Source organism: Vibrio japonicus (genome assembly GCF_024582835.1).
In the GTDB taxonomy this organism is placed as follows: Bacteria; Pseudomonadota; Gammaproteobacteria; order Enterobacterales; family Vibrionaceae; genus Vibrio; species Vibrio japonicus.
Window position 1 is genome coordinate 298,299 of the sequence record NZ_CP102096.1, and the last position, 23,202, is coordinate 321,500.

Here is a 23,202-nt window from a genome sequence, read left to right on the forward strand (position 1 = left end):
TGTACTGATCTTCGAAAAGAGTGCTACTTTTTTTAAGATCAATACGTCCAAATATTGCGCTAACGAGCGTTGGCGCATAAAATAGCAAATTCTGGCGCGTCGAGATCAATAATGATCCCGTCGAATCATAACTAGGAAGGAACACGATTGTGTCTAAAGCAAAATTTGAACGTGTAAAACCACACGTAAACGTTGGTACTATCGGCCACGTTGACCACGGTAAAACAACTCTAACAGCAGCTATCTGTACTACTCTTGCTAAAGTGTACGGCGGTGAAGCGAAAGACTTCGCATCTATCGATAACGCTCCAGAAGAGCGTGAGCGCGGTATCACAATCTCTACTTCTCACGTAGAGTACGACACTCCAACTCGCCACTACGCACACGTAGACTGCCCAGGACACGCTGACTATGTTAAAAACATGATCACTGGTGCTGCGCAAATGGACGGTGGTATCCTAGTTGTTGCTGCAACAGATGGCCCAATGCCTCAAACTCGTGAGCACATCCTACTAGGCCGTCAGGTTGGTATCCCATACATCATCGTATTCATGAACAAATGTGACATGGTTGACGATGAAGAGCTACTAGAACTAGTAGAAATGGAAGTTCGTGAACTTCTTTCTGAATACGACTTCCCAGGTGATGACCTACCAGTTATCCAAGGTTCTGCACTAGGCGCACTAAACGGCGAAGAGCAGTGGGAAGCTAAGATCGTAGAACTAGCAGAAGCACTAGACAACTACATCCCAGAGCCAGAGCGTGCAGTAGACATGCCGTTCCTAATGCCAATCGAAGACGTATTCTCAATCCAAGGTCGTGGTACAGTAGTAACTGGTCGTATCGAGCGTGGTATCCTAAACGTAGGTGACGAAGTTGCTATCGTAGGTATCAAAGAGACTACTACTACAACATGTACTGGTGTAGAGATGTTCCGTAAGCTTCTAGACGAAGGCCGTGCAGGTGAGAACGTTGGTGCACTTCTACGTGGTACTAAGCGTGACGAAGTTGAACGTGGTCAAGTACTAGCTAAGCCTGGTTCAATCACTCCACACACTAAGTTCGAGTCAGAAGTATACGTACTGTCTAAAGATGAAGGTGGTCGTCACACTCCATTCTTCAAAGGCTACCGTCCACAGTTCTACTTCCGTACAACTGACGTAACTGGTAACATCGAGCTACCAGAAGGCGTAGAAATGGTAATGCCAGGCGACAACATCAAGATGACTGTTGAGCTAATCGCACCAATCGCGATGGACGAAGGTCTACGTTTCGCGATCCGTGAAGGTGGCCGTACAGTAGGTGCTGGTGTTGTTGCTAAGATCTTCGATTAATTCTTAACGAATTAAACGAAATCTTGCACTGTTCTTCTTTTTGAAGAAAGCGCATTTAGAAAAAGAGAAGCTTCGGCTTCTCTTTTTCGTATCTGGATTTTAATTTGGTTATAAGTCCCTTGGGTCTCTTTTTGTTTTTACCTTATGTAAGACAGTCACTTAAAACACATATTTTTGATCTCTTGTTTATTGCCTCCTAAGCCTCTGATTTCGTCACTTCCCACCAGAAATGATATAACTAAATATTCTTAATGACTCCCAATTACAAGTGGTAACAAGAACCATTCTTGTTTATATTGCTTTCTCTGGATTAACTTTATGGATCTTTAGTATGTATATATGTCTTTGTCATGGTGTTTCTGATAAGAAAATTAAGAAGTTAGTAATGGATGAAGGCGTAACGGATATTAAAGGCATTAAAAAATGTACAGCACTAGGTAGTCAGTGCGGTAAGTGCATTAGACAGGCTAAAGCCATTTTAGTCGAAACTGGTTATATAGAATTAAAACAAGCCTGCTAATTATTCATTGGGCTTTTTGACACCTTCACATTTACTTCTAAAGTTAAAGGAAGTTAACGAGGAGGGTGTTGCCATGAAAGGCGATCCAATAATAATCCAACATCTCAATAAAGTGCTCGGCAATGAGCTCATCGCGATCAATCAATATTTCCTACACGCTAGAATGTACAAGGATTGGGGATTAAAGCATCTGGCAGACAAGGAATACCACGAATCCATTGATGAAATGAATCACGCCGATCATTTGATCGAACGGATTCTCTTTTTAGAAGGTCTACCCAATTTACAAGACCTTGGTAAGTTGATGATAGGCGAAGATACGCAAGAGATGTTGGAGTGCGATCTGAAACTGGAAATGGCAGCGATTCCGGATCTTAAAGCGGCCATCGCTTACTCTGAAGATATCCATGATTATGTTTCTCGAGATCTCTTCCAAGATATCCTTGGAGACGAAGAAGAGCATGTTGACTGGCTTGAAACACAACTCGGTCTGATTGAAATGACCGGTATTCAAAATTATCTACAAGCGCAGTATGTAGATGAAGATGATGACGAATAATCGGTTACCTTAGTGATTTTTTTTGTCAGTGTTAGGGCTTGAATCCGTAAGCCGTAATACTGACCCCCTCTCGATATTTCTCTTGCTTAAGCTGCTTTCTTTCTGTACTATTCGTGCTCCTTGAAACTCGGTCAATTTTCTTTAGTTCCTTGCTTCCTCTGGACGACCGGGCCATTTGTGGAAGCTGAATAATCCGTAAGGAGCAACCCATGCGTCATTACGAAATCGTATTCATGGTGCACCCAGATCAAAGCGAGCAAGTTGCTGGCATGATCGAGCGTTACACTGGTTCTATCACTGAAGCTGGCGGTAAAATCCACCGTCTAGAAGACTGGGGTCGTCGTCAACTGGCTTACCCAATCAACAAGCTTCACAAAGCTCACTACGTTCTAATGAACGTTGAAGCTGACCAAGCTGTAATTGATGAGCTAGAAACTGCTTTCCGTTTCAACGATGCAGTTCTACGTAACATGATCATGCGTACTAAAGCAGCGATCACTGAGCAGTCTATCATGCTTAAGCAAAAAGAAGAGCGCGCTCCACGTCGTGAAGACCGTTCTGAAGCTAGAGCAGAAGCTAAATCAGAAGCTGCTGAGTAATTTAACTTATGGCCAATCGAATGGAGTTAAGTGGCACTATTGCTAAACCTCCAATTCGAAGCAAAAGCCCTAGTGGAATAGAACACTGTCGATTTTGGTTAGAGCATCGCTCTACCGTGATTGAGGCTGAACTACCGAGACAAGTGTACTGTCGTATGCCTATCGTAGTTAGCGGGCAAAGGTCACAAGCATTAACTCAGAATTTAGTACAAGGTAGTAGCATTAAGGTAAGTGGTTTTGTCGCTTATCAGACCGGCCGAAATGGTGTGGGAAAATTAGTGCTTCATGCCGACAACATTACTCAAATTTAAGATCAGGAGATAGCCCATGGCTCGTTTCTTCCGTCGTCGTAAATTCTGCCGTTTCACTGCAGAAGGCGTACAAGAGATTGATTACAAAGACGTAGCAACTCTTAAAAACTACATCACTGAAGCTGGTAAAATCGTACCTAGCCGTATCACTGGTACAAGTGCTAAGTACCAGCGTCAACTAGCTCGTGCTATCAAGCGTTCACGCTACCTAGCTCTACTACCGTACACTGACAAGCATCAGTAATCGGTTCCGTTTATTAAGAAAGAGGATTAAGCAATGCAAGTTATTCTACTTGATAAAATCGGTAACCTAGGTGGTCTTGGCGATACAGTTAACGTTAAATCTGGCTACGCTCGTAACTTCCTTATCCCACAGGGTAAAGCAGTTATGGCGACTAAAGGTAACGTTGAAATGTTCGAAACTCGTCGCGCTGAACTAGAAGCTAAAGTTGCTGAGCAACTAGCTGCTGCACAAGCTCGCGCTGAGCAAGTTAACGCTCTAGAAGCAGTTGTTCTTGCTTCTAAAGCTGGTGACGAAGGCAAACTATTCGGTTCTATCGGTACTCGTGACATCGCTGACGCTATCACAGCGGCAGGCGTTGAAGTTGTTAAGAGCGAAGTTCGCCTTCCTGAAGGTGCTCTACGTAACACTGGTGAGTTCGAGATCAGCGTTCAACTTCACTCAGAAGTTTTCGCGACAGTTAACCTACAAGTTGTTGCTGCTGAGTAATTTCAGTATCAAGACGAATTTAAAAGCACCTGTTCTCAGGTGCTTTTTTTATGTCTATCGTTTGGCGAAGTGTTAAAAGATAAAGAGTAGGTTAACGGAAAAGACACTGTCGGATTTAGACAATCCTTCTGGTACTTTATCGTGATATTGACGTGAATAGGTGAGCTTTAAGGCTATGTCATCAGTAATGTCATTAATCACACTGATATCACTATCCAATCTACTATTGCTGCTTCCAGAGACAAGCGTGAGAGACCCAGACACAGAAAGTCGCTCGACGACTTGCCACTTAGAGGATAGGTTTCCGCGAAAAATTGCTTCTCTCACAATCTCTGGAAAAATAATGTCATCATCATCAATTTCATCTAAGTTAGGCTCTTGGTAGCGGTAACCCGGACCGAGTTCCACTTCTAGAATGAGGTCTTCTGTATTGGAAAGCTGGTAACCAAATCCACCAGATACTGTGTAGTCTTTAAAGTAGGCAGTGTATAACGAGTCCACCCCCTTAAAGTTGGCATACAAGTACGTTTTAGGTCCTAACTTGTAGTCACTTTGCAGTTTATATGTAGAGAGGCGCTTATCTTCTTCGCCATCTTTATAGAGCAAGTAGAATTTCCATTCGCCGCTAGTACGATGCTTGCCTGACGTATAGTCCGCTGCGACTCTTGCATTCAAAGACTCAGTATCGGAGTTGCCACTGTGAGATTGGTAGCCAAACTCAATTTCACTGTTCAATGGCGAAGGGATATCAAGATCTAAATTTGTCTGCTGTTCTTCTGCAGCGTAGCACAGAGTCGTTGTAAATAACCCTGCAGTAAGTAACCAAAACCTAGACACCAATGACCTCAATATATTCCCAGTGAACGCCGATATTAATGGGAAAGTGATAATGCTCCGTCAATGTTTAGTAAAATTTCTTAGTGAACGTGAAATCAATCTAACCTCAGTTGAGGTTATATAGTCACAAGACGTCGCTATCTTTTTCGTTATCGTTATAATGAGCGGTCAGAATCAAGTTGTAGAGCAATACCATGGCCGAATCGAGAACAGACAATCGCACAAGAAAAATGACTGATGCACAAGTGGACGCAATCAAGGTTCCTCCGCATTCATTAGAAGCGGAACAGTCCGTCATTGGTGGTTTGCTGTTGGATAATGAACGTTGGGACACCGTTTCTGAACGGGTTGTTGCCAAAGATTTTTATAGCCGTCCTCATCGATTGATTTTCGAGGCGGTAAAATCGATTCTTGAAGCCAGTAAACCTCTCGATTTGATCACTCTTTCTGAATTCTTAGAGCAGAGAGAGCAGCTCAATGATGTGGGCGGTTTTGCCTACCTTGCCGACTTGGTTAAGAACACCCCAAGTGCTGCGAACATTAATGCCTATGCCGATATCGTTGCAGAGCGCGCGTTGGTACGCGAGCTTATTGGTGTTGCGAATGAAATTGCGGATGCGGGTTATGATCCACAAGGCCGTGGCTCTGAAGACTTGCTTGATTTAGCTGAGAGTAAAGTTTTCGCGATTGCTGAGTCTCGCACAAACGAGAACGAAGGCCCTCAGAACGTTGACAACATACTTGAGAAAACGCTGGAACGTATAGAGCTACTTTATAAGTCTCCTCAGGATGGCGTAACCGGGGTAAATACTGGCTTTACGGATTTGAATAAAAAGACGGCGGGTTTACAGGGATCTGACCTCGTGATCGTTGCGGCGCGTCCATCGATGGGTAAAACCACATTTGCGATGAACTTGTGTGAAAACGCGGCGATGGAACAAGAAAAGCCAGTCCTTATCTTCTCGCTAGAGATGCCCGCAGAACAGATCATGATGCGTATGTTGGCGTCGCTTTCACGTGTCGATCAAACCAAGATTCGAACGGGTCAATTGGATGATGAGGACTGGGCGCGTATTTCTTCTACCATGGGGATCCTGATGGAGAAGAAGAACATGTATATTGATGATAGTTCTGGTTTGACTCCAACAGAAGTTCGTTCCCGCGCTCGCCGTATTGCTCGTGAGCATGGCGGTCTGTCAATGATCATGGTCGACTACCTTCAGTTGATGCGTGTTCCTGCTCTATCTGATAACCGTACACTGGAAATTGCAGAAATTTCTCGCTCTCTTAAGGCGTTAGCGAAAGAGCTTAATGTGCCTGTTGTTGCGCTATCACAGCTAAACCGATCGCTTGAGCAACGTGCGGATAAACGCCCAGTAAACTCAGACCTTCGTGAATCGGGATCGATCGAGCAGGATGCCGACTTGATCATGTTTATCTATCGAGATGAAGTGTACAATCCCGACAGCTCTATGAAGGGCACCGCAGAAATTATACTTGGTAAGCAGCGTAACGGCCCTATTGGCTCAGTACGCTTGACTTTCCAAGGACAATGGTCGCGTTTTGATAATTACGCTGGCCCAGCTTTTGATATGGATGATGAGTAACGCATGAGTTACATGAAAGCAGCGACGGCACACGTTGATTTAAACGCGTTGCAACACAACCTAGAGCAGGTTAAAGCTCAAGCACCAAACAGCAAAGTTATGGCGATTGTAAAAGCAAATGGTTATGGTCATGGCCTTGATCAAATTGCAAAACATGCTGACAGTGCAGACGCGTTTGGGGTAGCTCGAGTCGAAGAGGCAATCCGACTTCGAGCAAGTGGAGTTGTGAAGCCAATTCTGCTGCTTGAGGGGTTTTATGCTGAACAAGATCTGCCTGTATTGGTAGAAAATGATTTGCAGACAGCTGTGCATTGCGAAGAACAGCTTGAAGCGTTAGAAAATGCCAACTTGGAAACGCCACTCGTTGTTTGGGTCAAGATCGACAGTGGTATGCACCGCTTGGGTGTAAACCCAGAGCAGTATGCAGAATTTGTTTCCCGCTTAGAAGCCTGTCCAAACGTGGTTAAGCCACTACGTTTTATGAGTCACTTCGGTTATGCCGATGAGCTGGACAAAAACATCACTAATGAGCAAACCGAGCTTTTCCTATCTTTAACCAGAGAGTGTAAGGGTGAACGTTCGATTGCTGCATCTTCTGGCATTCTGGCTTGGCCAAATAGTCACCTCGATTGGGTACGTTCAGGCATTATTATGTACGGCGTTTCCCCTATTGGTGAAAAGCCAGCGCATGAGTTCGGATTTAAACCTTTGATGACGCTAACATCTCCATTGATCGCGGTGCGTGATGTGAAAAAAGGCGATAGTGTTGGATATAGCGGTACTTGGACGAGTGACCGAGATACCAAAGTGGGTGTTATCGCTATCGGGTATGGTGATGGTTATCCGAGAACAGCGCCGTATGGTACACCAGTATTGGTCAATGGTCGCCGCGTGCCAATGGCTGGTCGTGTGTCTATGGACATGATGACAGTTGATTTAGGGCCAGATGCGACGGACAAAGTCGGTGATCTTGCTACGCTTTGGGGCGAAGGTTTACCTGTAGAAGAAGTGGCATCACATGTTGGTACGATAGCTTACGAGCTGGTGACCAAACTCACCTCTCGAGTCGAAGTCGAATACATTAAATAATGGAAGCGGGCAGAATCAGCCCGCTTTTTTATTCTCCTTGCAAGGTGGCGATGAGTCTTCTGCTGCCACCAAAATCTCGGTGCTCGCCGAGGTAGATCCCTTGCCATGTTCCCAAAGCTAAACGCCCATTTGTGATCGGTATGGTCACACTGCATCCGAGTACGGAGGCTTTAATGTGGGCGGGCATGTCGTCGTCACCTTCATAGGTGTGCTGATAATAAGGTGCACGCTCAGGCACAAAATGATTGAAGTGCGCTTCCATATCCTTGCGAACGGTCGGGTCGGCATTTTCATTAATAGTTAAACTGGCTGAGGTATGCTGAATGAAAAGCTGTAATATTCCGACGGAATAATCCCGTATCTCAGGGATTTGTTGTTCTATTTCATCGGTAATAAGATGAAATCCGCGTGTTTTTGCCTTTAACTGAATCGTTTTTTGCGACCACATAATGGCTCCTAAATGAGATTAGATGGCGGGCAACCGCTATTAATAATGAAGCCTCGCCTATGTTAAGGTATGATTTTATTTTCCATTGCAGCGTTTGTTTATCTTCGACGCAGGGAACGTGACCTAACTCAAGGTGGGGGAGAGACTCCTAGGTCATAATGCGCCACTGAAAAAAAATTACAAACTCTTGTTTTGTGGCAATTTGCCCAAACATCTACTTATATTTTGCTAAATCGGGAATTCCACCAGTTTTCGCTAGACTGTATGGAATAAAACCTACTGTAACATCGGGATAAAGACCATGTTGAAAAATATCAATCCAACGCAAACACAAGCTTGGAAAGCGCTAACGGCGCATTTCGAAACTGCACAAGATATGGATCTGAAAGAGCTATTTGCACAAGATGCAGCGCGTTTTGACAAGTACTCTGCACGCTTTGGCTCAGACATTCTCGTCGACTACTCGAAGAACTTAATCAACGAGGAAACTCTGAAGCACCTTTTCTCGCTCGCTAACGAAACTGAGTTAAAATCAGCCATCGAAGCAATGTTCAGTGGTGAAGCGATTAACCAAACTGAAGGCCGTGCAGTTCTTCATACTGCGTTGCGTAATCGTTCAAACAAACCAGTGATGGTTGACGGCGAAGACGTAATGCCAGCGGTTAATGCTGTTCTGGAAGAAATGAAATCGTTCACTGACCGTGTTATTGACGGCGAGTGGAAAGGTTACACGGGCAAAGCAATTACCGATATCGTAAACATCGGTATTGGTGGTTCTGACCTTGGTCCTTACATGGTGACCGAGGCGTTAGCGCCATACAAAAACCACCTAAATCTACACTTTGTTTCTAACGTAGATGGGACACACATCGTTGAAACGTTGAAAAACGTAAACCCAGAAACAACGCTATTCCTTATTGCTTCTAAGACATTCACGACACAAGAAACCATGACAAACGCACACACTGCGCGTGATTGGTTCCTAGCGGAAGCGGGTGATGAAGCGCACGTAGCGAAGCACTTTGCTGCGCTTTCAACCAACGCGACAGCAGTTTCTGAATTTGGTATCGACACTGACAACATGTTTGAGTTCTGGGACTGGGTAGGCGGTCGTTACTCTCTATGGTCTGCGATTGGCCTGTCTATTGCACTTGGTGTTGGTTTCGACAACTTTGTTGCGTTGCTTGATGGTGCGCACGAGATGGATACGCACTTCGCATCCGCTGATCTAGAAAGCAACATTCCTGTGATTCTTGCGCTGATTGGCCTGTGGTACAACAACTTCCACGGCGCAGAATCAGAGGCTATCCTGCCTTACGACCAGTACATGCACCGTTTTGCTGCGTACTTCCAGCAAGGTAACATGGAATCAAACGGTAAATACGTTGACCGTGACGGCAACGCAGTGACTTACCAGACGGGCCCAATTATTTGGGGCGAGCCGGGTACTAATGGTCAGCACGCGTTTTATCAGTTGATCCACCAAGGCACTAAGTTGATCCCATGTGACTTTATTGCGCCGGCAATCAGCCATAATCCATCAGGTGATCATCACCAGAAGCTAATGTCGAACTTCTTTGCACAAACTGAAGCGCTTGCCTTTGGTAAGGGTGAAGAGACGGTGAAAGACGAGCTCGTACAAGCAGGTAAGAGTGCTGAAGAAGTTGCGGCGATTGCACCATTTAAAGTATTTGAAGGTAACCGCCCAACCAACTCTATCTTGGTGAAGCAGATTACACCGCGTACATTAGGTAACTTGATTGCCATGTACGAGCACAAGATTTTTGCTCAAGGCGTCATCTGGAATATCTTTAGCTTCGATCAATGGGGCGTAGAATTAGGTAAGCAACTGGCTAACCAAATCTTACCAGAACTTGCTGATGCGTCAGAAATCAGCTCCCATGATAGTTCTACAAACGGTCTGATTAACGCATTCAAAGCTTACAAAGCGTAATCATCGTATACTTTAATAGAACGCCAGCGATTTGCTGGCGTTTTTTTGTTTGTAAGACTTCAAACCGTGTGATGCACACTGCTTTCAGCGTCGGTCTGAGCCGTAAACTTTTGCCCAAGCAATGCAACCAACTGATCGTAGTATTGCGTGTTGGGTTTATTGCCTAGCAGTTTACAAAGTTCATTCCCTGTCGGGCTAAAGCGATAGTAGCGTAATCTTATGCCTTTACTATGTGCCTGTAGGGACAGCTGCTTGCCTTGATAAACGAGTGGAAGCGGAGAGTCGAGTTCGATCTCTCCCGATTCTAATTCTGTACTGTGCATTAGGCCAAGTTCAAACATGACCAATAGGCTAGAGTAGGGCAGTTGAAAGTTAGCAACGTTAATATTGCTCGTTACGTTACGCTTTCCAAACGTGAATATTCCACTTTGTGAACGATAGCCAATCAATACCTTGCGGCTGTTGTCCCCACCAAAGCTACACGCGAGAGATGACGCTCGCTGTAGGATCTGAGCTTCCTTTGGCGTCATGTCCCGTAAAACACTCAGAGCTTTCATGGAGGTCGCCCCAGGATTAGTGACCTCTCTTTTGAGAACCTGAGCCCATAAGCGTTGCATCGAAGGGTTGTGCACCTCTTGCGCCATATCGAAAAAGCGGTAAAGCCAGTCAGGATCGGGTTCTCCGGCGGTTTCGTCTTTGCAGGATTGATGAGTCAGTTTAAGGATGTTCTCTAAATTTTTTTGTCGTTGCTCTCTACGCTTTTTTTCTCGAGATAGCATTCTCTCAAAAGGTGAGCTTTGCGGGGATTGTGTTCTGAGTAAAGCATCTAAACCATGGTTTTCTGCAATGTTCAGTATGCGGCTGGCACTGTCTTTAATGTAGTGCGCTTTTTTGTCTTGCCTGCTTTGTGACGTTGGTTCATGGTCAATGACGACGGGCTTATTGCTCTCAGACATCCTGTTTCCTTAGCCATCATAAATGAATAGCTACTGTACTCTTTATAAGCACAAGTCGCCATATAAAGAGTGTGAGGCCGATGTCAAAAAAATAGCGCTACCACAAATGATAACAAGTTGTTAAAATTGTTGGTGTGAAATTTGAGAGGGCTTATGAAATATTTCGGTGAGAATAAATTGAAAAAGCACCTATCAATCGCCTTGCTAATACTGATATACCTAGGAGTGCTAGGTTATTTGTCCAGATATCTAGCTTAATTTAGGTGATCGATAGGTTGCACTTTTGTTAACTTTAATTAGTAGTCATCATATTCAGCGATGGCACTTCCTTCGATCACATATCCTGTTTCAGCCAAGTCATGTGAAATAGTTTCCGTTTTTAGAGTACCCACCACATAAATGACGTCCCAAAGCTGCTGAACAGGTGCGCCTTTGGGAAACTTCACGTAGATAATTTGATTAGGTGGTGGTGGCGGTACATGGATACATGCTCCAAAATATGGCACGAGCAAAAACTCCGTGACAATATTCTCATTGCCTTCTAGGGGAATGACAAAGCCAGGAATTTTGACCGTACTGCCATTCAGTTCCTTCCGTACACTGCCAAGTTTAGATTGTACCATCACATCACCTGAGTGATTGATCGCTGGCATCCCTTGTTGATCAAACTGATTTCTCTCAGCCTCTGGAATTAAATCTATCCAATCGAGTGTGAGAACGTCTTCTTGGTTTGCGTAACTCGGCAAACTAAAGCTCATCATTGCAATTAAAAACAGAAGTATGTGTTTTATCTTCATCATTTATACCCGAATTGTCATACCGTCGCTTAGGGATTGTTTGTAGGCTCTAAAAGCTGGAATAAACCCAATTACTGTACCTGCAAGCTGAACTAAACCAAGCAGAGAAAGTTCGTAATTGGATAACGTTATTGTGGACAGGTTAATACCATAATTTTGCTGAATTATAGGTGAAGCCAGTGCAAGGATTAAATAAAGTGCGAGCGTACCGACAACAATGCCAATGAAGGTCAAACTGCTCGCTTCCAAAATTAACAGTGAGAATACGTGTTTTGGTCTGGCTCCCATTGCTCGCAGAATTGCCATTTCACGGCGTCGTTCCTGCAAACTGGTGAGTAGGCTAGACAACATGCCAAGCAGTCCTGCAATGACGACAAACACGGAGACTGCCATCAACGCTTGTTCGGCCACAGACATCATACCCCAAAGCTCATGCAACGCGACGCCAGGTAAAATCGCGCTTAGTGGCTCTTTGTTATAGGTATTAATTTGTCGTTGTAACGCGAAGGTTTGGATTTTAGATTTTAGCCCTAGCATCATCGCAGTGATTTGTTTGGGTTCGAAGTCCATCGCCTTAAGCTGGTAGGCTTCGGGATTATTGCCAAGATTGGCACCAGATTCCCAGCCGACATGAATCGCTTCAATGGCTTCTAAAGAAACGTGTACTGTTTTGTCGACGGGTGTTCCTGTCGGAGCCAATATGCCCACCACCTTGAAAGGTAAGTTGTCGTGGCGGCTGAATCCTACGTCACTGATACCGTGAGCGATGATGATTTCACTGCCAATCTCATAGCCTAACTGCTTAGCAACATCAGCCCCGAGAACGGTTTCAAACAATCTATTAAATTCTTTGCCTTGTGAAAAAGCGAGATTCTGCTTTTGACCATATCGGTAATGTTCAAAGTAGCTATGGTTGGTTCCCATGACTCTAAAGCCTTTGTGGGAGTCCCCTAAAGAAATTGGAATAGCCCATTTTACCGCGCGATGCTGGCTAAATTCCTGATAGCTTTTCCAGTCTATGTTGTTGGTGGCGTTACCGATTCTAAATACGGAGTAGAGCAGTAAATTGACTTGTCCGGAACGACCCCCAACGATCAAATCTGTGCCGGAGATGGTGTTTGCGAAGCTGCTTTTCGCTTGGGTTCGTATACGCTCGACGCCAAGTAACAAGATCACAGAAATTGCCACGGTAAGGATCGATAAAATGGCGGTCACTTTACGGTTGCGTGCGCTTTTCCAAGCTAGGGATAACGTTGGCGTCATTGTTTGCCTCCTGCTTGGTTGATCTCTCTCAGATCGACACTGCGATCAAACAGAGGCTCTAAGGTTGGATCGTGGCTAACAAATATCAGCGTAGAATTGGCGTGATTGACTTGATCTAGGAGTAGCTCAATAAATGCGGTCCGGTTGTCATAGTCCAGAGACGATGTGGGTTCATCAGCAATGATCAATTTTGGTTTGCCGATTAATGCACGCGCGGCCGCTACTCTCTGTTGTTGCCCGATACTGAGTTCTACGACAGGTTTGTTCATTAAAGATTCGGAGAGGTGAAGTTTATCGAGCAACGTTTTTGCTTGGTCTCGTAAGTCGCCTGAAACCTGTGAGCGTCGTTTCTTGGAAAATTGGCACGGAAGAATCACATTCTCAATGACGCTGAGATAAGGCAATAGGTTAAATTGCTGAAATATATAGCCAATATGGTCAGCTCGAAACTTATCTCTGTTGCTGCCAGATAAGTCCGAAAGGCTTTGGTTTAGTACTTTTACTTTTCCTTCTGTCGCTGTGTTGATACCGGTAAGAAGGCTGAGTAACGTTGATTTTCCACAACCACTAGGCCCTTTTACAAACAGGTGTTCACCCTGTTGGAATTGTAGATGAGGGATAGCAAGTGTCGGAGAGTCATTACCGGGCCAGGTAAACGCGACCTGGCTTAATTCGATAACAGGTGGTGGGTTATTGGTGTCCATAGCGTATTCCAATCACAGAAAAAGCGGCTTGGCTAAGTACCAAGCCGCAGTGCCTTTTATAGAGAAATGATGTTGTTGTTTTTATCTAGGCGTGATGAAGCCTGCTTAGTTTCAGTTAATAGGTTCATTTTGATTGCTTCGGTGGTCGGGAATCGCTCGAACCATGAAGTACTGATCGTTTTTAGCTGAGTAATATTTTCACACTGGTAGTGGTACTCGACAGTAAACTCACCATGATCTGAATGCTCATGATGTTCATCGTGGCCTTCTTTATGGTCATGATGATTTTCATGCTCTTCGTGCTTGTGATCATGGTGCTCATCGCTATGATCTTCGTGGTCGTGGTCGTGGTCGTGGTCGTCATCCTCTCCGAGTGTATGAGACACGACTTGGTGCTTCACGCTGCAACCTGCTTCTTCTGCGAGGGTGAAAATAGCACTCGCATCGCTTAGATGAACTTCTGCTTGTTTTAATGTATGGCGTTGTTCATCTGTTGTTGGGGCATGCTCAAAGCCAACCACATCTGCACCTGGAGCGGTAATTTCAAACAGAATCTCAGCGCCATCTTGTGCGATGTTGAGTTCTACTTCCCCATGGACATGGGCATCATGTTGACGAAAGTTTTCTTCAGCAGCGACAGAGTGGCTCAGTGTTAGTGCGATAAGCGCAGCAAGTGGTGAATACTTGTTCATTTTAAATCCTAAATACAATCTTAAAGTTGAGAAATATCGCTCCAACGGATTCGGAGCTTAGTCAGTGGATCAAGTGTTAAGATGATTAGGCGGTGAGCGTGCCTGATAGGCAAATGCGTTTATGGTGGAACATTGGTACTCCTCACCTTTTATAAAGAGATCAGGCAGTGATGAGTCTGGCGTAGAAACAGTGGCGGCGCTGGCACCATGCTGCGCACAAGAAAAGAGTTGGCAATGGTGCTCATGGTGTTGAGCTGGAGAAAGATCATATTGGTGGTCAACAAAGGCGACATCCATCCATAGCGTCAACATAACACAGCACAGTGCTATAACGGTGAAGCGGCATGAATGTAGGCGTAGCGTAGACACAACCAGTAAAGCTCAAATAAATAAAGGAACTGTTATGTTATAACAATTCCCTTATCAACGCGAAACGCATTTGTGATCAGATGTTATCTGAAATTAGTCCAAGCACTTGTTTCACTTCACTTTCATTAAGCGCGCCTTCTTTTACGAACAGCACTTTGCCTTGTTTATCTTGGACAATGATCGTGGAAGACTCTGGAGTTAGATCCCAAGTTTTTGCCACTGTCCCGTTTTCGTCAAGCACCATGGAAGACCAGGGAAATGCTTGTTTACTGTCTTCAGCGGAAGATTTTACGAAAGAGCCAGTGCCCCAGATCGCATCATCTTGGTTGATGATGGATGTAGTTTGATAGCTCTGCTGAGGGAACTTTGCGGCTGTAATCGCAGCCATCAGTGGTGCGTTCATTTCTTTAGCGCTGCTTCTTCCTGCGATAGCGTGGATGACTCGTACTTTCCCTTTCAAGCTTTGACTCGACCATTTTTGGTAAGCGGTTGAGTCATCTTGAATGATTATCTCACCATGTTCTTGAATGACAACGCTGGGTAGTGCGTTACCTAGAGAGATGTTGTGTGCTGATGCAAACGTTGGAGAGCATGCAATAGCAAGAGCGATTAACGTTTTAGTTTTCATTGTTATGGTCCTTTTCTATTAGCGCGAAAAGTATATAACGATTTTTGACAAAGTGTTGCTTATGAACGTCGTTGGGTGAAGCGGTACAATGTTTTTTAACAAAAATTATACATTTGAAATGATTACAGTATAATATCCCAATAGCTCAAGGATTAGAGCACTTGTCTAACAACAAGAAAATAACAAATGGATATTGGAGTCGCTTATGCTGCGCGAATTTACTGCTTACAGACCACGCCAAGTGGCGCGATTTGTTAAGACACTATTTAAAGGTCAGTTTACTATTGAGGGAATTGGCGAATTCTCGTTTGATAACGGGAAGGTGCTCGTGCCGGATGTGAGTAATCGTCAGATGCTCATCACGTACAAAGAGATTAACCAAGAAATCAAGGCATTATCTGCCTGATGAGATGAGTTAACATTGGTTAACCCCAAACATTGAAAAAGTCGCCGAACATGGCGACTTTTTTCATAGGGGCTTAACTTATCCCGAGCTGAGGTTACTTACTCGGAGGGAAACAGACACCTGTTCCACCTAAACCGCAGTATCCTTCTGGATTCTTAGCTAAGTATTGCTGGTGGTAATTTTCTGCATAGTAGTAAGGGCCTGCGTGCTGAACTTCTGTGGTGATTTGTGACTCGCCGAGTAACTCTTGGTACGCTTGCTTCGTTTTCTCTACCACTTGAGCTTGCTCATCGCTATACACATAGATAGCTGAACGGTATTGAGTCCCCAGATCATTACCCTGACGCATACCCTGTGTCGGATCGTGTCTTTCCCAAAACCTTTTTAGCAGTTCTTCAAGGCTTATCACAGAAGGGTCGAAGACAACTCGCACGACTTCTGTGTGACCGGTTTGACCTGTGCATACTTCCTCATAGGTCGGGTTTTTTGTGTATCCGCCAGCATAGCCAACGGATGTGCTGATCACGCCTTCTAGCTGCCAAAATAGCCTTTCTGCACCCCAAAAGCAGCCCAATCCAAAGAGAATCTTATCTTGGCCCATTTCCGGTTCAGCAGTCAGACTAGATTGATTGACGAAGTGAGTGTCATCCAAAGGCATGGGAGCATCGCGTCCGGGCAGGGCTTCTTCTCGGGTGATCATGTTTTGTTTATTGAGCATCTTTGCATTCCTTGATGATTTAATTTATGAACAGACCGCCTAATTGACTTTTTTCATACAGACTTATTAATTTTCAAGCGGTATTATTCCGTAATCAGATATAGATAGATAATTAAGCATGTTACGAAAACCATTACCACTTTTGATTGCATTTCTACTTTCTCCAACATTAGCTCATGCCGAAGAAGTTGATCTTACAATCAAGGGTCTCAAAGGTAGTGCAGAAGACAACGTTGACGCTTACTTATCATCGATTCCTCCCGAAGAATACCGAACCGATTTACGTTTTCAAGCCAGAGTCCAGCGTATTATTACCGAGGCTTTAAATGCCGTAGGTTATTATCACCCTACGTTTAAATTTGAAGTGTCTGAGCAGAATAATGAATTGATTGTCACTGTGAATAGAGGCAAGCCACTGATTATCAAAGAGGCAGACATTCAAATTTCAGGTGAGGCTGAAGGCGATGTTGATTTTATTCTGCTTGTAAAAAACAGCAAGCTGACAAAAGGCAGACGCTTGAATCATGGAGACTATGACTCTCTAAAGTCGAAAATACGTAACCTTGCTTTGCAGAAAGGTTATTTCGATGGCAGTTATTCTATGACGCGTTTAGAAGTGTCTCCAGATCTTAATCAGGCATTTGTACGTTTGCATTTCGACAGTGGTATTCGATACCACTTTGGAGAACATCAGATCACGGGAAGCCAAATCAAGCTCGATCGTGTCGAGTCCCTGGCTCCATTCGAGCAAGGTGATCCTTACCTTGTTTCTAGCGTTGGCGAATTCAACCAAAACCTATCGAATTCAGATTGGTTCTCATCGGTCTTGGTGGAACCTGATTTGTCTTATCTGGGGCAGGGGCGAGAGCTACCAATGAAAGTGTCTGTGGAACCTCAAGCACGAAATCAATTAGAAACAGGTTTAGGTTACTCAACGGATGTCGGTGTCCGAGGTTCATTAAAATGGAAGAAACCATGGGTGAATAGCCGTGGTCACAGTATCAATAGTAGCCTTGAACTGTCTAAACCAGAGCAAACGATCACGGCCAGTTACCGAATTCCTCAGTCGGACGCTCTCAACGATTACTACAGTATCAACTATGGGCTAAAAAACCTTGATAAGCGTGATACGAAGAGTTTGGAGTCCAATATTTCAGTTGGTCGAACGCAGAGATTGGAGAATGGCTGGAACCGAACGGTCTTTATACGCTACCTACTAGAAAACTTTGAACAAGGTCTACAGGATGATAGTTCTCAGTTTTTATTCGGGGGCATTTCATTCGCCCGAAGTCGCATCCGTGGTGGCGCGATGCCACATTGGGGAGATAGCCAGCAGATCACTTTAGAGTATGGTGATCCTAGTGCACTATCTGAAACACGCGTGACACGTGTTATGGGTGGAATGAAGTGGATTCGCAGTGCGGGAGAAAACCATCGAGGGTTATTCCGTATCGATGGCGCGGCAAACTTTGCAGAAGATTACGATAAACTTTCGCCTTCTTTGCGTTTTTTCGCTGGTGGTGACAATAACCTGCGTGGTTATGGTTACGAATCTATTTCCCCTCTCGATGAAAGTGGCTCGTTAACGGGTGCTAAGTACATGCTTACGACTTCCCTGGAGTATCAATACCGGCTTTACGGAAACTGGTGGGGAGCCGTTTTTTATGACTACGGTGACGCGTTTGACGATCAGCCAGATTTTAAACGTGGTACGGGTGCAGGTATCCGCTGGGCATCGCCAGTTGGCCCAATCCGCTTAGATTTCGCATGGGGTCTTGATCAAGAACCTGTGAGCGAGTACAGAATTCACTTCACCTTGGGGCCTGAGCTATGACCAAAGTCGTCTTAAAGTGGTCGAAATGGCTGTCATTATCTCTACTCGGCATTCTAATTACTTTACTGCTTACTGTTAGCTTTTTGCTCTTTACTAAAGCGGGGTTAGGTATGATTCTGTGGGGGGGCGAGAAATTTGTCCCTCAGCTTAAAGTCGGTTCATACAGTGGTGCTATTTTTCCTAGGTTCACCTTAAATGATGTAGAGTTTGTCGACGCCAATCTAGCGATTGATACCAAGGTTGATACCTTGACTCTAGCGATCAATCACACCTGTTTTACGGAGCCAAGTGTCTGTGTTGATGAGCTTGCCATCGATGGGCTGGTATTCGCGATGGAGTCCACAGCGCCTTCAGAAGAGCCGGAAGTGCAAGAAGACCCAACTCCTCTTGGTAAAATTACGACGCCTATCCCGATAAAAGTCTCCCGAGTTGCCCTGACAAATATAGACCTCGATATCTTGGGTAATAAAATCGATTGGAAAAGTTTTACAACTGGGCTGATCTTTGAGGGAAATCGCCTGCGCATTAGTAAAACAGAACTCAAAGAGATCAGCATTGCGCTTGCCAGTTCTGAGGCAACAGGTGAGGAGCCACAGCCGGCGCCTGAAACACAATCAACAGAAGCACAAGCGATAGAATTACCGGACGTGGAGTTGCCGCTGCAAGTTGATGTTGAGCGCTTAGATATTTATGACTTTGAGCTTAAACAAGAGTCTCCCATTGTCGTTCATCACTTAGGACTTGAAGCCACAGCGTTAGGCTCGGACATCTCAATCCCAGTACTTGAACTCGATATGCCGCAAGTAGAAGGCAAAATCGATGCGAACGTGACGTTGAAAGAAGGTTATCCATTAACGCTCAATGTTGACGCTTTAGTGAAAGATGAGATGGCGAATGGTCAAAAAATCAGCCTTACCGCACAAGGTAGCGCTGCTGATCTGAGTTTAGATACGAAGTTAAGTGGTTTGGCTAAAGCCGATCTTAAAGCGAAATTAGCACTGCTAGATCCGGATCTGCCTTTCGATATCTCTCTGAAGAAAGTCGATGCCAAGTGGCCATTAGTGGGTAAAGGCGACTACTTCGTGAAGGTAGACAAACTGGAAACCAAGGGTTCGTTAAAGGGTTATAGCCTAAACTTAGACTCTGAAATTAAGGGCAACGCGCTGCCTGATTTAGATCTGAAAGTGAAAGGTAAGGGTAATTTAGATCAAATAGAACTGAGCTCGCTTACACTTGAAACCTTAGGCGGCTCCGTGGCTGGCGATATATTGGTGAACTGGAAGCAGCCAATAAATTGGGTGGCGAATCTTGCCTTGAATGACATTCAACCAGGACTTCAATGGCCAGAGTCTGAGGGTAAAGTGAGTGGCGATGTGTCGACTTCCGGTTCATTGACTGAACAAGGTGGCTGGGAAGTCTCTGTCAGCAAGCTAGATATTGACGGCATATTACGAGAATACCCATTAAACATAAAAGGTCAGTTAGACGCCTCAGACGTAACGGGCAAAGGTCGATATCGAGTAGACACTCCAGGCTTGGTGCTTTCCCACGGTCCGAACAGTATTGAAGCAAAAGGTAAATTGACAGATGAGTGGCGTATGTCACTGTCGCTCGATCTTCCAAATCTGGCGAAGTCAGTCCCGGATCTGTCCGGTAAAGCGATTGGCGATGTAGTGTTACGCGGGCCGATGAAAGAGCCTAATGTAAAGCTGGGTTTGGATATCGACTCTATTGATTTTCAAAACCAAGCACAGGTTAAGCACGTTACGCTCACTGGGAATATCACACCTTTACCTAAGCCTAAGGGCAACGTGAAACTCAAAGTCACCGGAGGAAGCTATCAGGACTACAGTATTGATGATGTGCTTCTGATATTTTCGGGGGAACAGTCCCTACATAATCTGACTTTGGATTTAGATTCTAATCTAGCCTCTGCGAATTTGGCGCTAACAGGTACTCTAAACGACAAGCCAAACCTAAATTGGGCCGGTAAGCTTGAGAGAGTGCAGCTCAGCTCAAAACAAGGTGATTGGCGCTTAAATAAACCGACTAGCTTAGGTTTTGATATGGCAACGAAGCTCGTGAGTGTTGCCGCCCATTGTTGGTTACAGCAAGACTCTTCGGTGTGTCTGGACGAGAATATTAAGGTCGGAGAAAGTGGTGAAGCCCGTTTGAGTGTAAACCAGTTTAACTTTGATCAGATCGCGGCATTCATTCCTAAAGAGACTGAGTTACATGGTGAAGCAAACGCCAACGTTTGGGCTAAATGGGAAGCTGGAAAGTCTCCAGAAGCAAAAGTAGAAGTGAGATTACCTTCTGGGGGGGTATCTCAGAAACTACCTCAAACCGTTGATATTGGTTGGGATAAAATCACGCTAGATGCCAATTTAGCCGGAGACCGTTTGGATGCGAATTGGCTAATTGATGTGACGGACAATGGCGACTTTTCTGGTCAAGTCACGCTCCCGAATGTACTGAGCACAGAACAAACGCTGGATGGCCAGATAAAACTGACCACCTTTAATCTTGATTTTCTAGCGCCATTGATTGGCGAGTACAGCAAGCTTAAGTCGGATATTTCTACAGACATTGCGCTTAGTGGCCCGATTTTACATCCTAGAGCGAATGGCCAACTGCTGATAGACAATATTCTGGTGCAGGGGGATATCTCACCCACTCAGATTGATTCGGGCAAACTCACCGTTGATTTGTCTGGTTATGAGGCAAACCTATCGGCCATATTAAATACGCCGGATGGAGCGCTAAACCTTGAAGGTGATGCAGATTGGCGAGATTTAAGCGATTGGCGGACGAAACTTCGTGTATTTGCGAAGGAGTTAAAAGTTGAGATGCCACCAATGGTTGCGCTTAAAGTCGTGCCTGATATGACGATCAACGCTTCACCAAAATTTGCCAAAATCGAAGGTAACATTGCACTGCCTTGGGGGCGGATTGTCGTTGAAGAAATACCGCCGAGTGCAACAGGGATCTCGTCAGATCAGGTACTGCTTGATGAAGATTTAAAACCGCTCAAGGAAGACTCAGCAATACCGTTTGAAGTAGAGACGGACATCAATATCCAGATCGGTAATGATGTTCTGCTCGAAGCGTTTGGATTGAAAGGTGGCTTGGTGGGTAATCTTAATGTCACGCAAAAAGATAAAGGTCCTTATGTTGTCGGTGAAGTGAATATTGTTGATGGTTCTTACCGATCGTTTGGGCAAGACCTGCGCATTCAGGAAGGTAAGATTCTGATGAATGGTCCTGTGGATCTTCCTTATGTGCAAATTTCTGCGATACGTAATCCGGAAAACACACAGGATGATGTGATTGCAGGGGTGAAAGTGACTGGGCCGGCTACGGATCCGGTAGTATCGATTTTCTCAGAACCTGCCATGCCACAGGCAAATGCTCTATCCTATTTATTACGAGGTCAGGATATTGATGCAGAATCGGGTGGTAACGCGATGACGACGGCGCTCATTGGTTTGAGCTTAGCGAAAAGTGGTCGTGTTGTTGGCGCGTTAGGTGAAGCCTTTGGTGTACAAGATCTGCAACTTGATACAGCAGGAAGTGGTGATAGTTCAAAAGTGACGGTCAGTGGTTATTTACTTCCTGGACTGCAAGTGAAATATGGGGTCGGTATCTTTGACTCTGTAGGTGAATTTACGGTACGTTACCGCTTGATGAAGGATTTGTATCTTGAAGTGGTCACTGGGATGAGTAGCGCTGTTGATATACTCTATCAGTTTGAGTTTGATTAACGTCACTCATCAATTTTCATTGGTGAAAGAGCAAGGAACGCTATGCAACATCTACTATTTGTTTATGGCACTTTACGCAAAGGCGAAAGTAACCACACATTCTTAGAACACGCAGAATTTCTAGGTAGTTATGAAACTGCCCCTGAATACTCATTGTATGATCTTGGCGGTTACCCAGCCGTGATTGAGGGGCATAGTGCGATTCAAGGGGAGATATATCTCCTAGATGATAAGACATTAGCTGAAATTGATAAATTGGAAGATGTGCCAGTCGAGTATCGGCGAGAGCAGATAGACACACCGTTTGGCAAAGCTTGGATCTACTTGTACCAAGATAGCAGCCAGTTGGATGTTATTCTGTCATCAGGAGATTGGTGCCAACGAGTTTAATTATCCAACTTAGTCTCCAATCAACAAAAAGAGCCAGCAATTGCTGGCTCTTTGCGTATTTACTTAGATATTAATCATTATTTCTGAGCGCGCTCGTAAGACTCTAAAATCTCTTTGCGTGCAGAGGCCACATCTTCCCAGCCATCTACTTTTACCCATTTGCCTGACTCAAGCTCTTTGTAACGCTCGAAGAAGTGCGTAATTTGAGCTTTAAGCAGTTCAGGAAGGTCGTTCACATCTTGGATGTGATCGTACTCTTTAGTGAGTTTAGTGTGTGGAACAGCTACGACTTTCGCATCTTCACCAGACTCGTCAGTCATCTTTAAAACACCGACAGGGCGGCAACGAATAACAGAACCAGGCTGTAGTGGATGTGGTGTTGGGACCAATACATCAACAGGGTCACCATCAAGAGAAAGCGTATGGTTTACGTAGCCGTAGTTACATGGGTAGAACATAGGTGCAGACATAAAACGGTCTACGAAAACCGCGCCTGAATCTTTATCTACTTCATATTTAATTGGGTCAGCATTGGCAGGAATCTCAATCACAACGTAGATATCATCCGGAAGTGATTTGCCTGCTGGTACATTGTTTAAACTCATGAATAAAGTTCCTTTTATCGTGTACCCGTATTGGGCACTTGGGCTGAATTTTTGACCAAAATACCTTACTGCTAAACTCGGTTTTATG

Annotated in this window: 25 protein-coding genes; 14 read left to right on the plus strand and 11 right to left on the minus strand. The window is 44.7% G+C overall.

From position 1 onward, the window contains the following. Nucleotides 1–149 precede the first annotated feature (149 nt). From tuf to rplI, 7 genes are all read left to right on the plus strand, one after another. Complete coding sequence (gene tuf, locus NP165_RS01515; protein ID WP_257084556.1) at nt 150–1,334, plus strand: elongation factor Tu; 1,185 nt, start codon at nt 150–152, stop codon at nt 1,332–1,334. A 331-nt stretch (nt 1,335–1,665) separates the two neighbouring features. Further along, nucleotides 1,666–1,854 (plus strand): (2Fe-2S)-binding protein, encoded by a 189-nt coding sequence (locus NP165_RS01520; protein ID WP_257084593.1) that lies wholly within the window; start codon nt 1,666–1,668, stop codon nt 1,852–1,854. A gap of 73 nt (nt 1,855–1,927) precedes the next feature. Further along, complete coding sequence (bfr, locus tag NP165_RS01525) at nt 1,928–2,413, plus strand: bacterioferritin (protein WP_257084594.1); 486 nt, start codon at nt 1,928–1,930, stop codon at nt 2,411–2,413. Between the two features lie 209 nt (nt 2,414–2,622). Next, the gene (rpsF, locus tag NP165_RS01530) at nt 2,623–3,012 is read left to right on the plus strand and encodes a 30S ribosomal protein S6 (RefSeq protein ID WP_257084595.1); all 390 of its coding nucleotides are present in this window, start codon (nt 2,623–2,625) and stop codon (nt 3,010–3,012) included. Between the two features lie 8 nt (nt 3,013–3,020). Continuing rightward, nucleotides 3,021–3,323: a primosomal replication protein N gene (priB, locus tag NP165_RS01535; protein WP_257084596.1), complete on the plus strand. Its 303-nt coding sequence runs from the start codon at nt 3,021–3,023 to the stop codon at nt 3,321–3,323. Between the two features lie 16 nt (nt 3,324–3,339). Next, nucleotides 3,340–3,567, plus strand: coding sequence for a 30S ribosomal protein S18 (gene rpsR, locus NP165_RS01540; RefSeq protein ID WP_000090472.1), 228 nt, complete (start codon nt 3,340–3,342; stop codon nt 3,565–3,567). A gap of 33 nt (nt 3,568–3,600) precedes the next feature. Beyond that, on the plus strand, nt 3,601–4,053 hold the full coding sequence (gene rplI, locus NP165_RS01545; RefSeq protein WP_257084597.1) for a 50S ribosomal protein L9: 453 nt from the start codon (nt 3,601–3,603) through the stop codon (nt 4,051–4,053). Between the two features lie 72 nt (nt 4,054–4,125). Here the strand turns inward: rplI and NP165_RS01550 are convergent, their stop codons facing one another. After that, entirely contained in the window at nt 4,126–4,890 is a 765-nt protein-coding gene (locus NP165_RS01550; RefSeq protein WP_257084598.1) for a DUF481 domain-containing protein, read from the minus strand. A gap of 194 nt (nt 4,891–5,084) precedes the next feature. Between NP165_RS01550 and NP165_RS01555 the strand changes: the two genes are divergently transcribed. Beyond that, entirely contained in the window at nt 5,085–6,497 is a 1,413-nt protein-coding gene (locus tag NP165_RS01555) for a replicative DNA helicase (protein WP_257084599.1), read from the plus strand. Nucleotides 6,498–6,500: 3 nt separating this feature from the next. Next, entirely contained in the window at nt 6,501–7,586 is a 1,086-nt protein-coding gene (gene alr / locus NP165_RS01560) for an alanine racemase (protein ID WP_257084600.1), read from the plus strand. A 28-nt stretch (nt 7,587–7,614) separates the two neighbouring features. On the opposite strand, the gene NP165_RS01565 is transcribed toward alr, so the two are convergent. Then, on the minus strand, nt 7,615–8,034 hold the full coding sequence (locus NP165_RS01565) for a secondary thiamine-phosphate synthase enzyme YjbQ (protein WP_257084601.1): 420 nt from the start codon (nt 8,032–8,034) through the stop codon (nt 7,615–7,617). 301 nt (nt 8,035–8,335) lie between these two features. Here NP165_RS01565 and pgi point away from each other — a divergent pair, with 301 nt between their 5' ends. Further along, complete coding sequence (gene pgi, locus NP165_RS01570; protein WP_257084602.1) at nt 8,336–9,988, plus strand: glucose-6-phosphate isomerase; 1,653 nt, start codon at nt 8,336–8,338, stop codon at nt 9,986–9,988. Nucleotides 9,989–10,047: 59 nt separating this feature from the next. Here the strand turns inward: pgi and NP165_RS01575 are convergent, their stop codons facing one another. The 7 genes from NP165_RS01575 to NP165_RS01605 all read right to left on the minus strand — a co-directional run bounded on the left by NP165_RS01575 (nt 10,048) and on the right by NP165_RS01605 (nt 15,397). Then, nucleotides 10,048–10,944 (minus strand): TIGR03899 family protein, encoded by an 897-nt coding sequence (locus tag NP165_RS01575; RefSeq protein ID WP_257084603.1) that lies wholly within the window; start codon nt 10,942–10,944, stop codon nt 10,048–10,050. 296 nt (nt 10,945–11,240) lie between these two features. Next, nucleotides 11,241–11,744: a DUF3299 domain-containing protein gene (locus tag NP165_RS01580; RefSeq protein WP_371133673.1), complete on the minus strand. Its 504-nt coding sequence runs from the start codon at nt 11,742–11,744 to the stop codon at nt 11,241–11,243. After that, the gene (locus NP165_RS01585; RefSeq protein ID WP_257084604.1) at nt 11,745–13,004 is read right to left on the minus strand and encodes an ABC transporter permease; all 1,260 of its coding nucleotides are present in this window, start codon (nt 13,002–13,004) and stop codon (nt 11,745–11,747) included. Continuing rightward, nucleotides 13,001–13,708, minus strand: coding sequence for an ABC transporter ATP-binding protein (locus tag NP165_RS01590; RefSeq protein WP_257084605.1), 708 nt, complete (start codon nt 13,706–13,708; stop codon nt 13,001–13,003). The genes NP165_RS01585 and NP165_RS01590 overlap by 4 nt, the downstream gene beginning before the upstream one ends. Nucleotides 13,709–13,764: 56 nt before the next feature. Continuing rightward, on the minus strand, nt 13,765–14,400 hold the full coding sequence (zrgA, locus tag NP165_RS01595) for a zinc uptake protein ZrgA (RefSeq protein ID WP_257084606.1): 636 nt from the start codon (nt 14,398–14,400) through the stop codon (nt 13,765–13,767). Between the two features lie 69 nt (nt 14,401–14,469). Next, nucleotides 14,470–14,712 carry a DUF2607 family protein gene (locus tag NP165_RS01600; protein WP_257084607.1) on the minus strand — a complete coding sequence of 81 codons (243 nt, stop codon included), beginning with the start codon at nt 14,710–14,712 and terminating at the stop codon, nt 14,470–14,472. Nucleotides 14,713–14,845: 133 nt separating this feature from the next. Continuing rightward, nucleotides 14,846–15,397, minus strand: coding sequence for a YtfJ family protein (locus tag NP165_RS01605; RefSeq protein WP_257084608.1), 552 nt, complete (start codon nt 15,395–15,397; stop codon nt 14,846–14,848). 205 nt (nt 15,398–15,602) lie between these two features. Between NP165_RS01605 and NP165_RS01610 the strand changes: the two genes are divergently transcribed. Then, nucleotides 15,603–15,803, plus strand: coding sequence for a DUF1107 domain-containing protein (locus NP165_RS01610; protein ID WP_257084609.1), 201 nt, complete (start codon nt 15,603–15,605; stop codon nt 15,801–15,803). Between the two features lie 94 nt (nt 15,804–15,897). Here NP165_RS01610 and msrA read toward each other — a convergent pair whose 3' ends face one another. After that, nucleotides 15,898–16,521 (minus strand): peptide-methionine (S)-S-oxide reductase MsrA, encoded by a 624-nt coding sequence (gene msrA / locus NP165_RS01615; protein WP_257084610.1) that lies wholly within the window; start codon nt 16,519–16,521, stop codon nt 15,898–15,900. Between the two features lie 118 nt (nt 16,522–16,639). Here msrA and tamA point away from each other — a divergent pair, with 118 nt between their 5' ends. From tamA to NP165_RS01630, 3 genes are read left to right on the plus strand one after another with little or no spacing between them, the layout of a single operon-like run. Further along, nucleotides 16,640–18,355, plus strand: coding sequence for an autotransporter assembly complex protein TamA (gene tamA / locus NP165_RS01620; RefSeq protein WP_257084611.1), 1,716 nt, complete (start codon nt 16,640–16,642; stop codon nt 18,353–18,355). Continuing rightward, complete coding sequence (tamB, locus tag NP165_RS01625; protein WP_257084612.1) at nt 18,352–22,119, plus strand: autotransporter assembly complex protein TamB; 3,768 nt, start codon at nt 18,352–18,354, stop codon at nt 22,117–22,119. Before tamA ends, tamB begins: the two co-directional genes overlap by 4 nt. A gap of 42 nt (nt 22,120–22,161) precedes the next feature. Beyond that, entirely contained in the window at nt 22,162–22,509 is a 348-nt protein-coding gene (locus NP165_RS01630) for a gamma-glutamylcyclotransferase family protein (RefSeq protein WP_257084613.1), read from the plus strand. Nucleotides 22,510–22,586: 77 nt separating this feature from the next. Here the strand turns inward: NP165_RS01630 and ppa are convergent, their stop codons facing one another. Then, nucleotides 22,587–23,114: an inorganic diphosphatase gene (gene ppa / locus NP165_RS01635; protein WP_257084614.1), complete on the minus strand. Its 528-nt coding sequence runs from the start codon at nt 23,112–23,114 to the stop codon at nt 22,587–22,589. Nucleotides 23,115–23,202: the final 88 nt, after the last annotated feature.

Coding starts and splice junctions, on each gene's coding strand:
- NP165_RS01520 (WP_257084593.1), top strand. CDS start 1,666: ATGTATATATGTCTTTGTCATGGTGTTTCTGATAAGAAAATTAAGAAG.
- bfr (WP_257084594.1), top strand. CDS start 1,928: ATGAAAGGCGATCCAATAATAATCCAACATCTCAATAAAGTGCTCGGC.
- rpsF (WP_257084595.1), top strand. CDS start 2,623: ATGCGTCATTACGAAATCGTATTCATGGTGCACCCAGATCAAAGCGAG.
- priB (WP_257084596.1), top strand. CDS start 3,021: ATGGCCAATCGAATGGAGTTAAGTGGCACTATTGCTAAACCTCCAATT.
- rpsR (WP_000090472.1), top strand. CDS start 3,340: ATGGCTCGTTTCTTCCGTCGTCGTAAATTCTGCCGTTTCACTGCAGAA.
- rplI (WP_257084597.1), top strand. CDS start 3,601: ATGCAAGTTATTCTACTTGATAAAATCGGTAACCTAGGTGGTCTTGGC.
- NP165_RS01555 (WP_257084599.1), top strand. CDS start 5,085: ATGGCCGAATCGAGAACAGACAATCGCACAAGAAAAATGACTGATGCA.
- alr (WP_257084600.1), top strand. CDS start 6,501: ATGAGTTACATGAAAGCAGCGACGGCACACGTTGATTTAAACGCGTTG.
- NP165_RS01565 (WP_257084601.1), bottom strand. CDS start 8,034: ATGTGGTCGCAAAAAACGATTCAGTTAAAGGCAAAAACACGCGGATTT.
- pgi (WP_257084602.1), top strand. CDS start 8,336: ATGTTGAAAAATATCAATCCAACGCAAACACAAGCTTGGAAAGCGCTA.
- NP165_RS01575 (WP_257084603.1), bottom strand. CDS start 10,944: ATGTCTGAGAGCAATAAGCCCGTCGTCATTGACCATGAACCAACGTCA.
- NP165_RS01580 (WP_371133673.1), bottom strand. CDS start 11,744: ATGATGAAGATAAAACACATACTTCTGTTTTTAATTGCAATGATGAGC.
- NP165_RS01585 (WP_257084604.1), bottom strand. CDS start 13,004: ATGACGCCAACGTTATCCCTAGCTTGGAAAAGCGCACGCAACCGTAAA.
- NP165_RS01590 (WP_257084605.1), bottom strand. CDS start 13,708: ATGGACACCAATAACCCACCACCTGTTATCGAATTAAGCCAGGTCGCG.
- zrgA (WP_257084606.1), bottom strand. CDS start 14,400: ATGAACAAGTATTCACCACTTGCTGCGCTTATCGCACTAACACTGAGC.
- NP165_RS01600 (WP_257084607.1), bottom strand. CDS start 14,712: ATGTTGACGCTATGGATGGATGTCGCCTTTGTTGACCACCAATATGAT.
- NP165_RS01605 (WP_257084608.1), bottom strand. CDS start 15,397: ATGAAAACTAAAACGTTAATCGCTCTTGCTATTGCATGCTCTCCAACG.
- NP165_RS01610 (WP_257084609.1), top strand. CDS start 15,603: ATGCTGCGCGAATTTACTGCTTACAGACCACGCCAAGTGGCGCGATTT.
- msrA (WP_257084610.1), bottom strand. CDS start 16,521: ATGCTCAATAAACAAAACATGATCACCCGAGAAGAAGCCCTGCCCGGA.
- tamA (WP_257084611.1), top strand. CDS start 16,640: ATGTTACGAAAACCATTACCACTTTTGATTGCATTTCTACTTTCTCCA.
- tamB (WP_257084612.1), top strand. CDS start 18,352: ATGACCAAAGTCGTCTTAAAGTGGTCGAAATGGCTGTCATTATCTCTA.
- NP165_RS01630 (WP_257084613.1), top strand. CDS start 22,162: ATGCAACATCTACTATTTGTTTATGGCACTTTACGCAAAGGCGAAAGT.
- ppa (WP_257084614.1), bottom strand. CDS start 23,114: ATGAGTTTAAACAATGTACCAGCAGGCAAATCACTTCCGGATGATATC.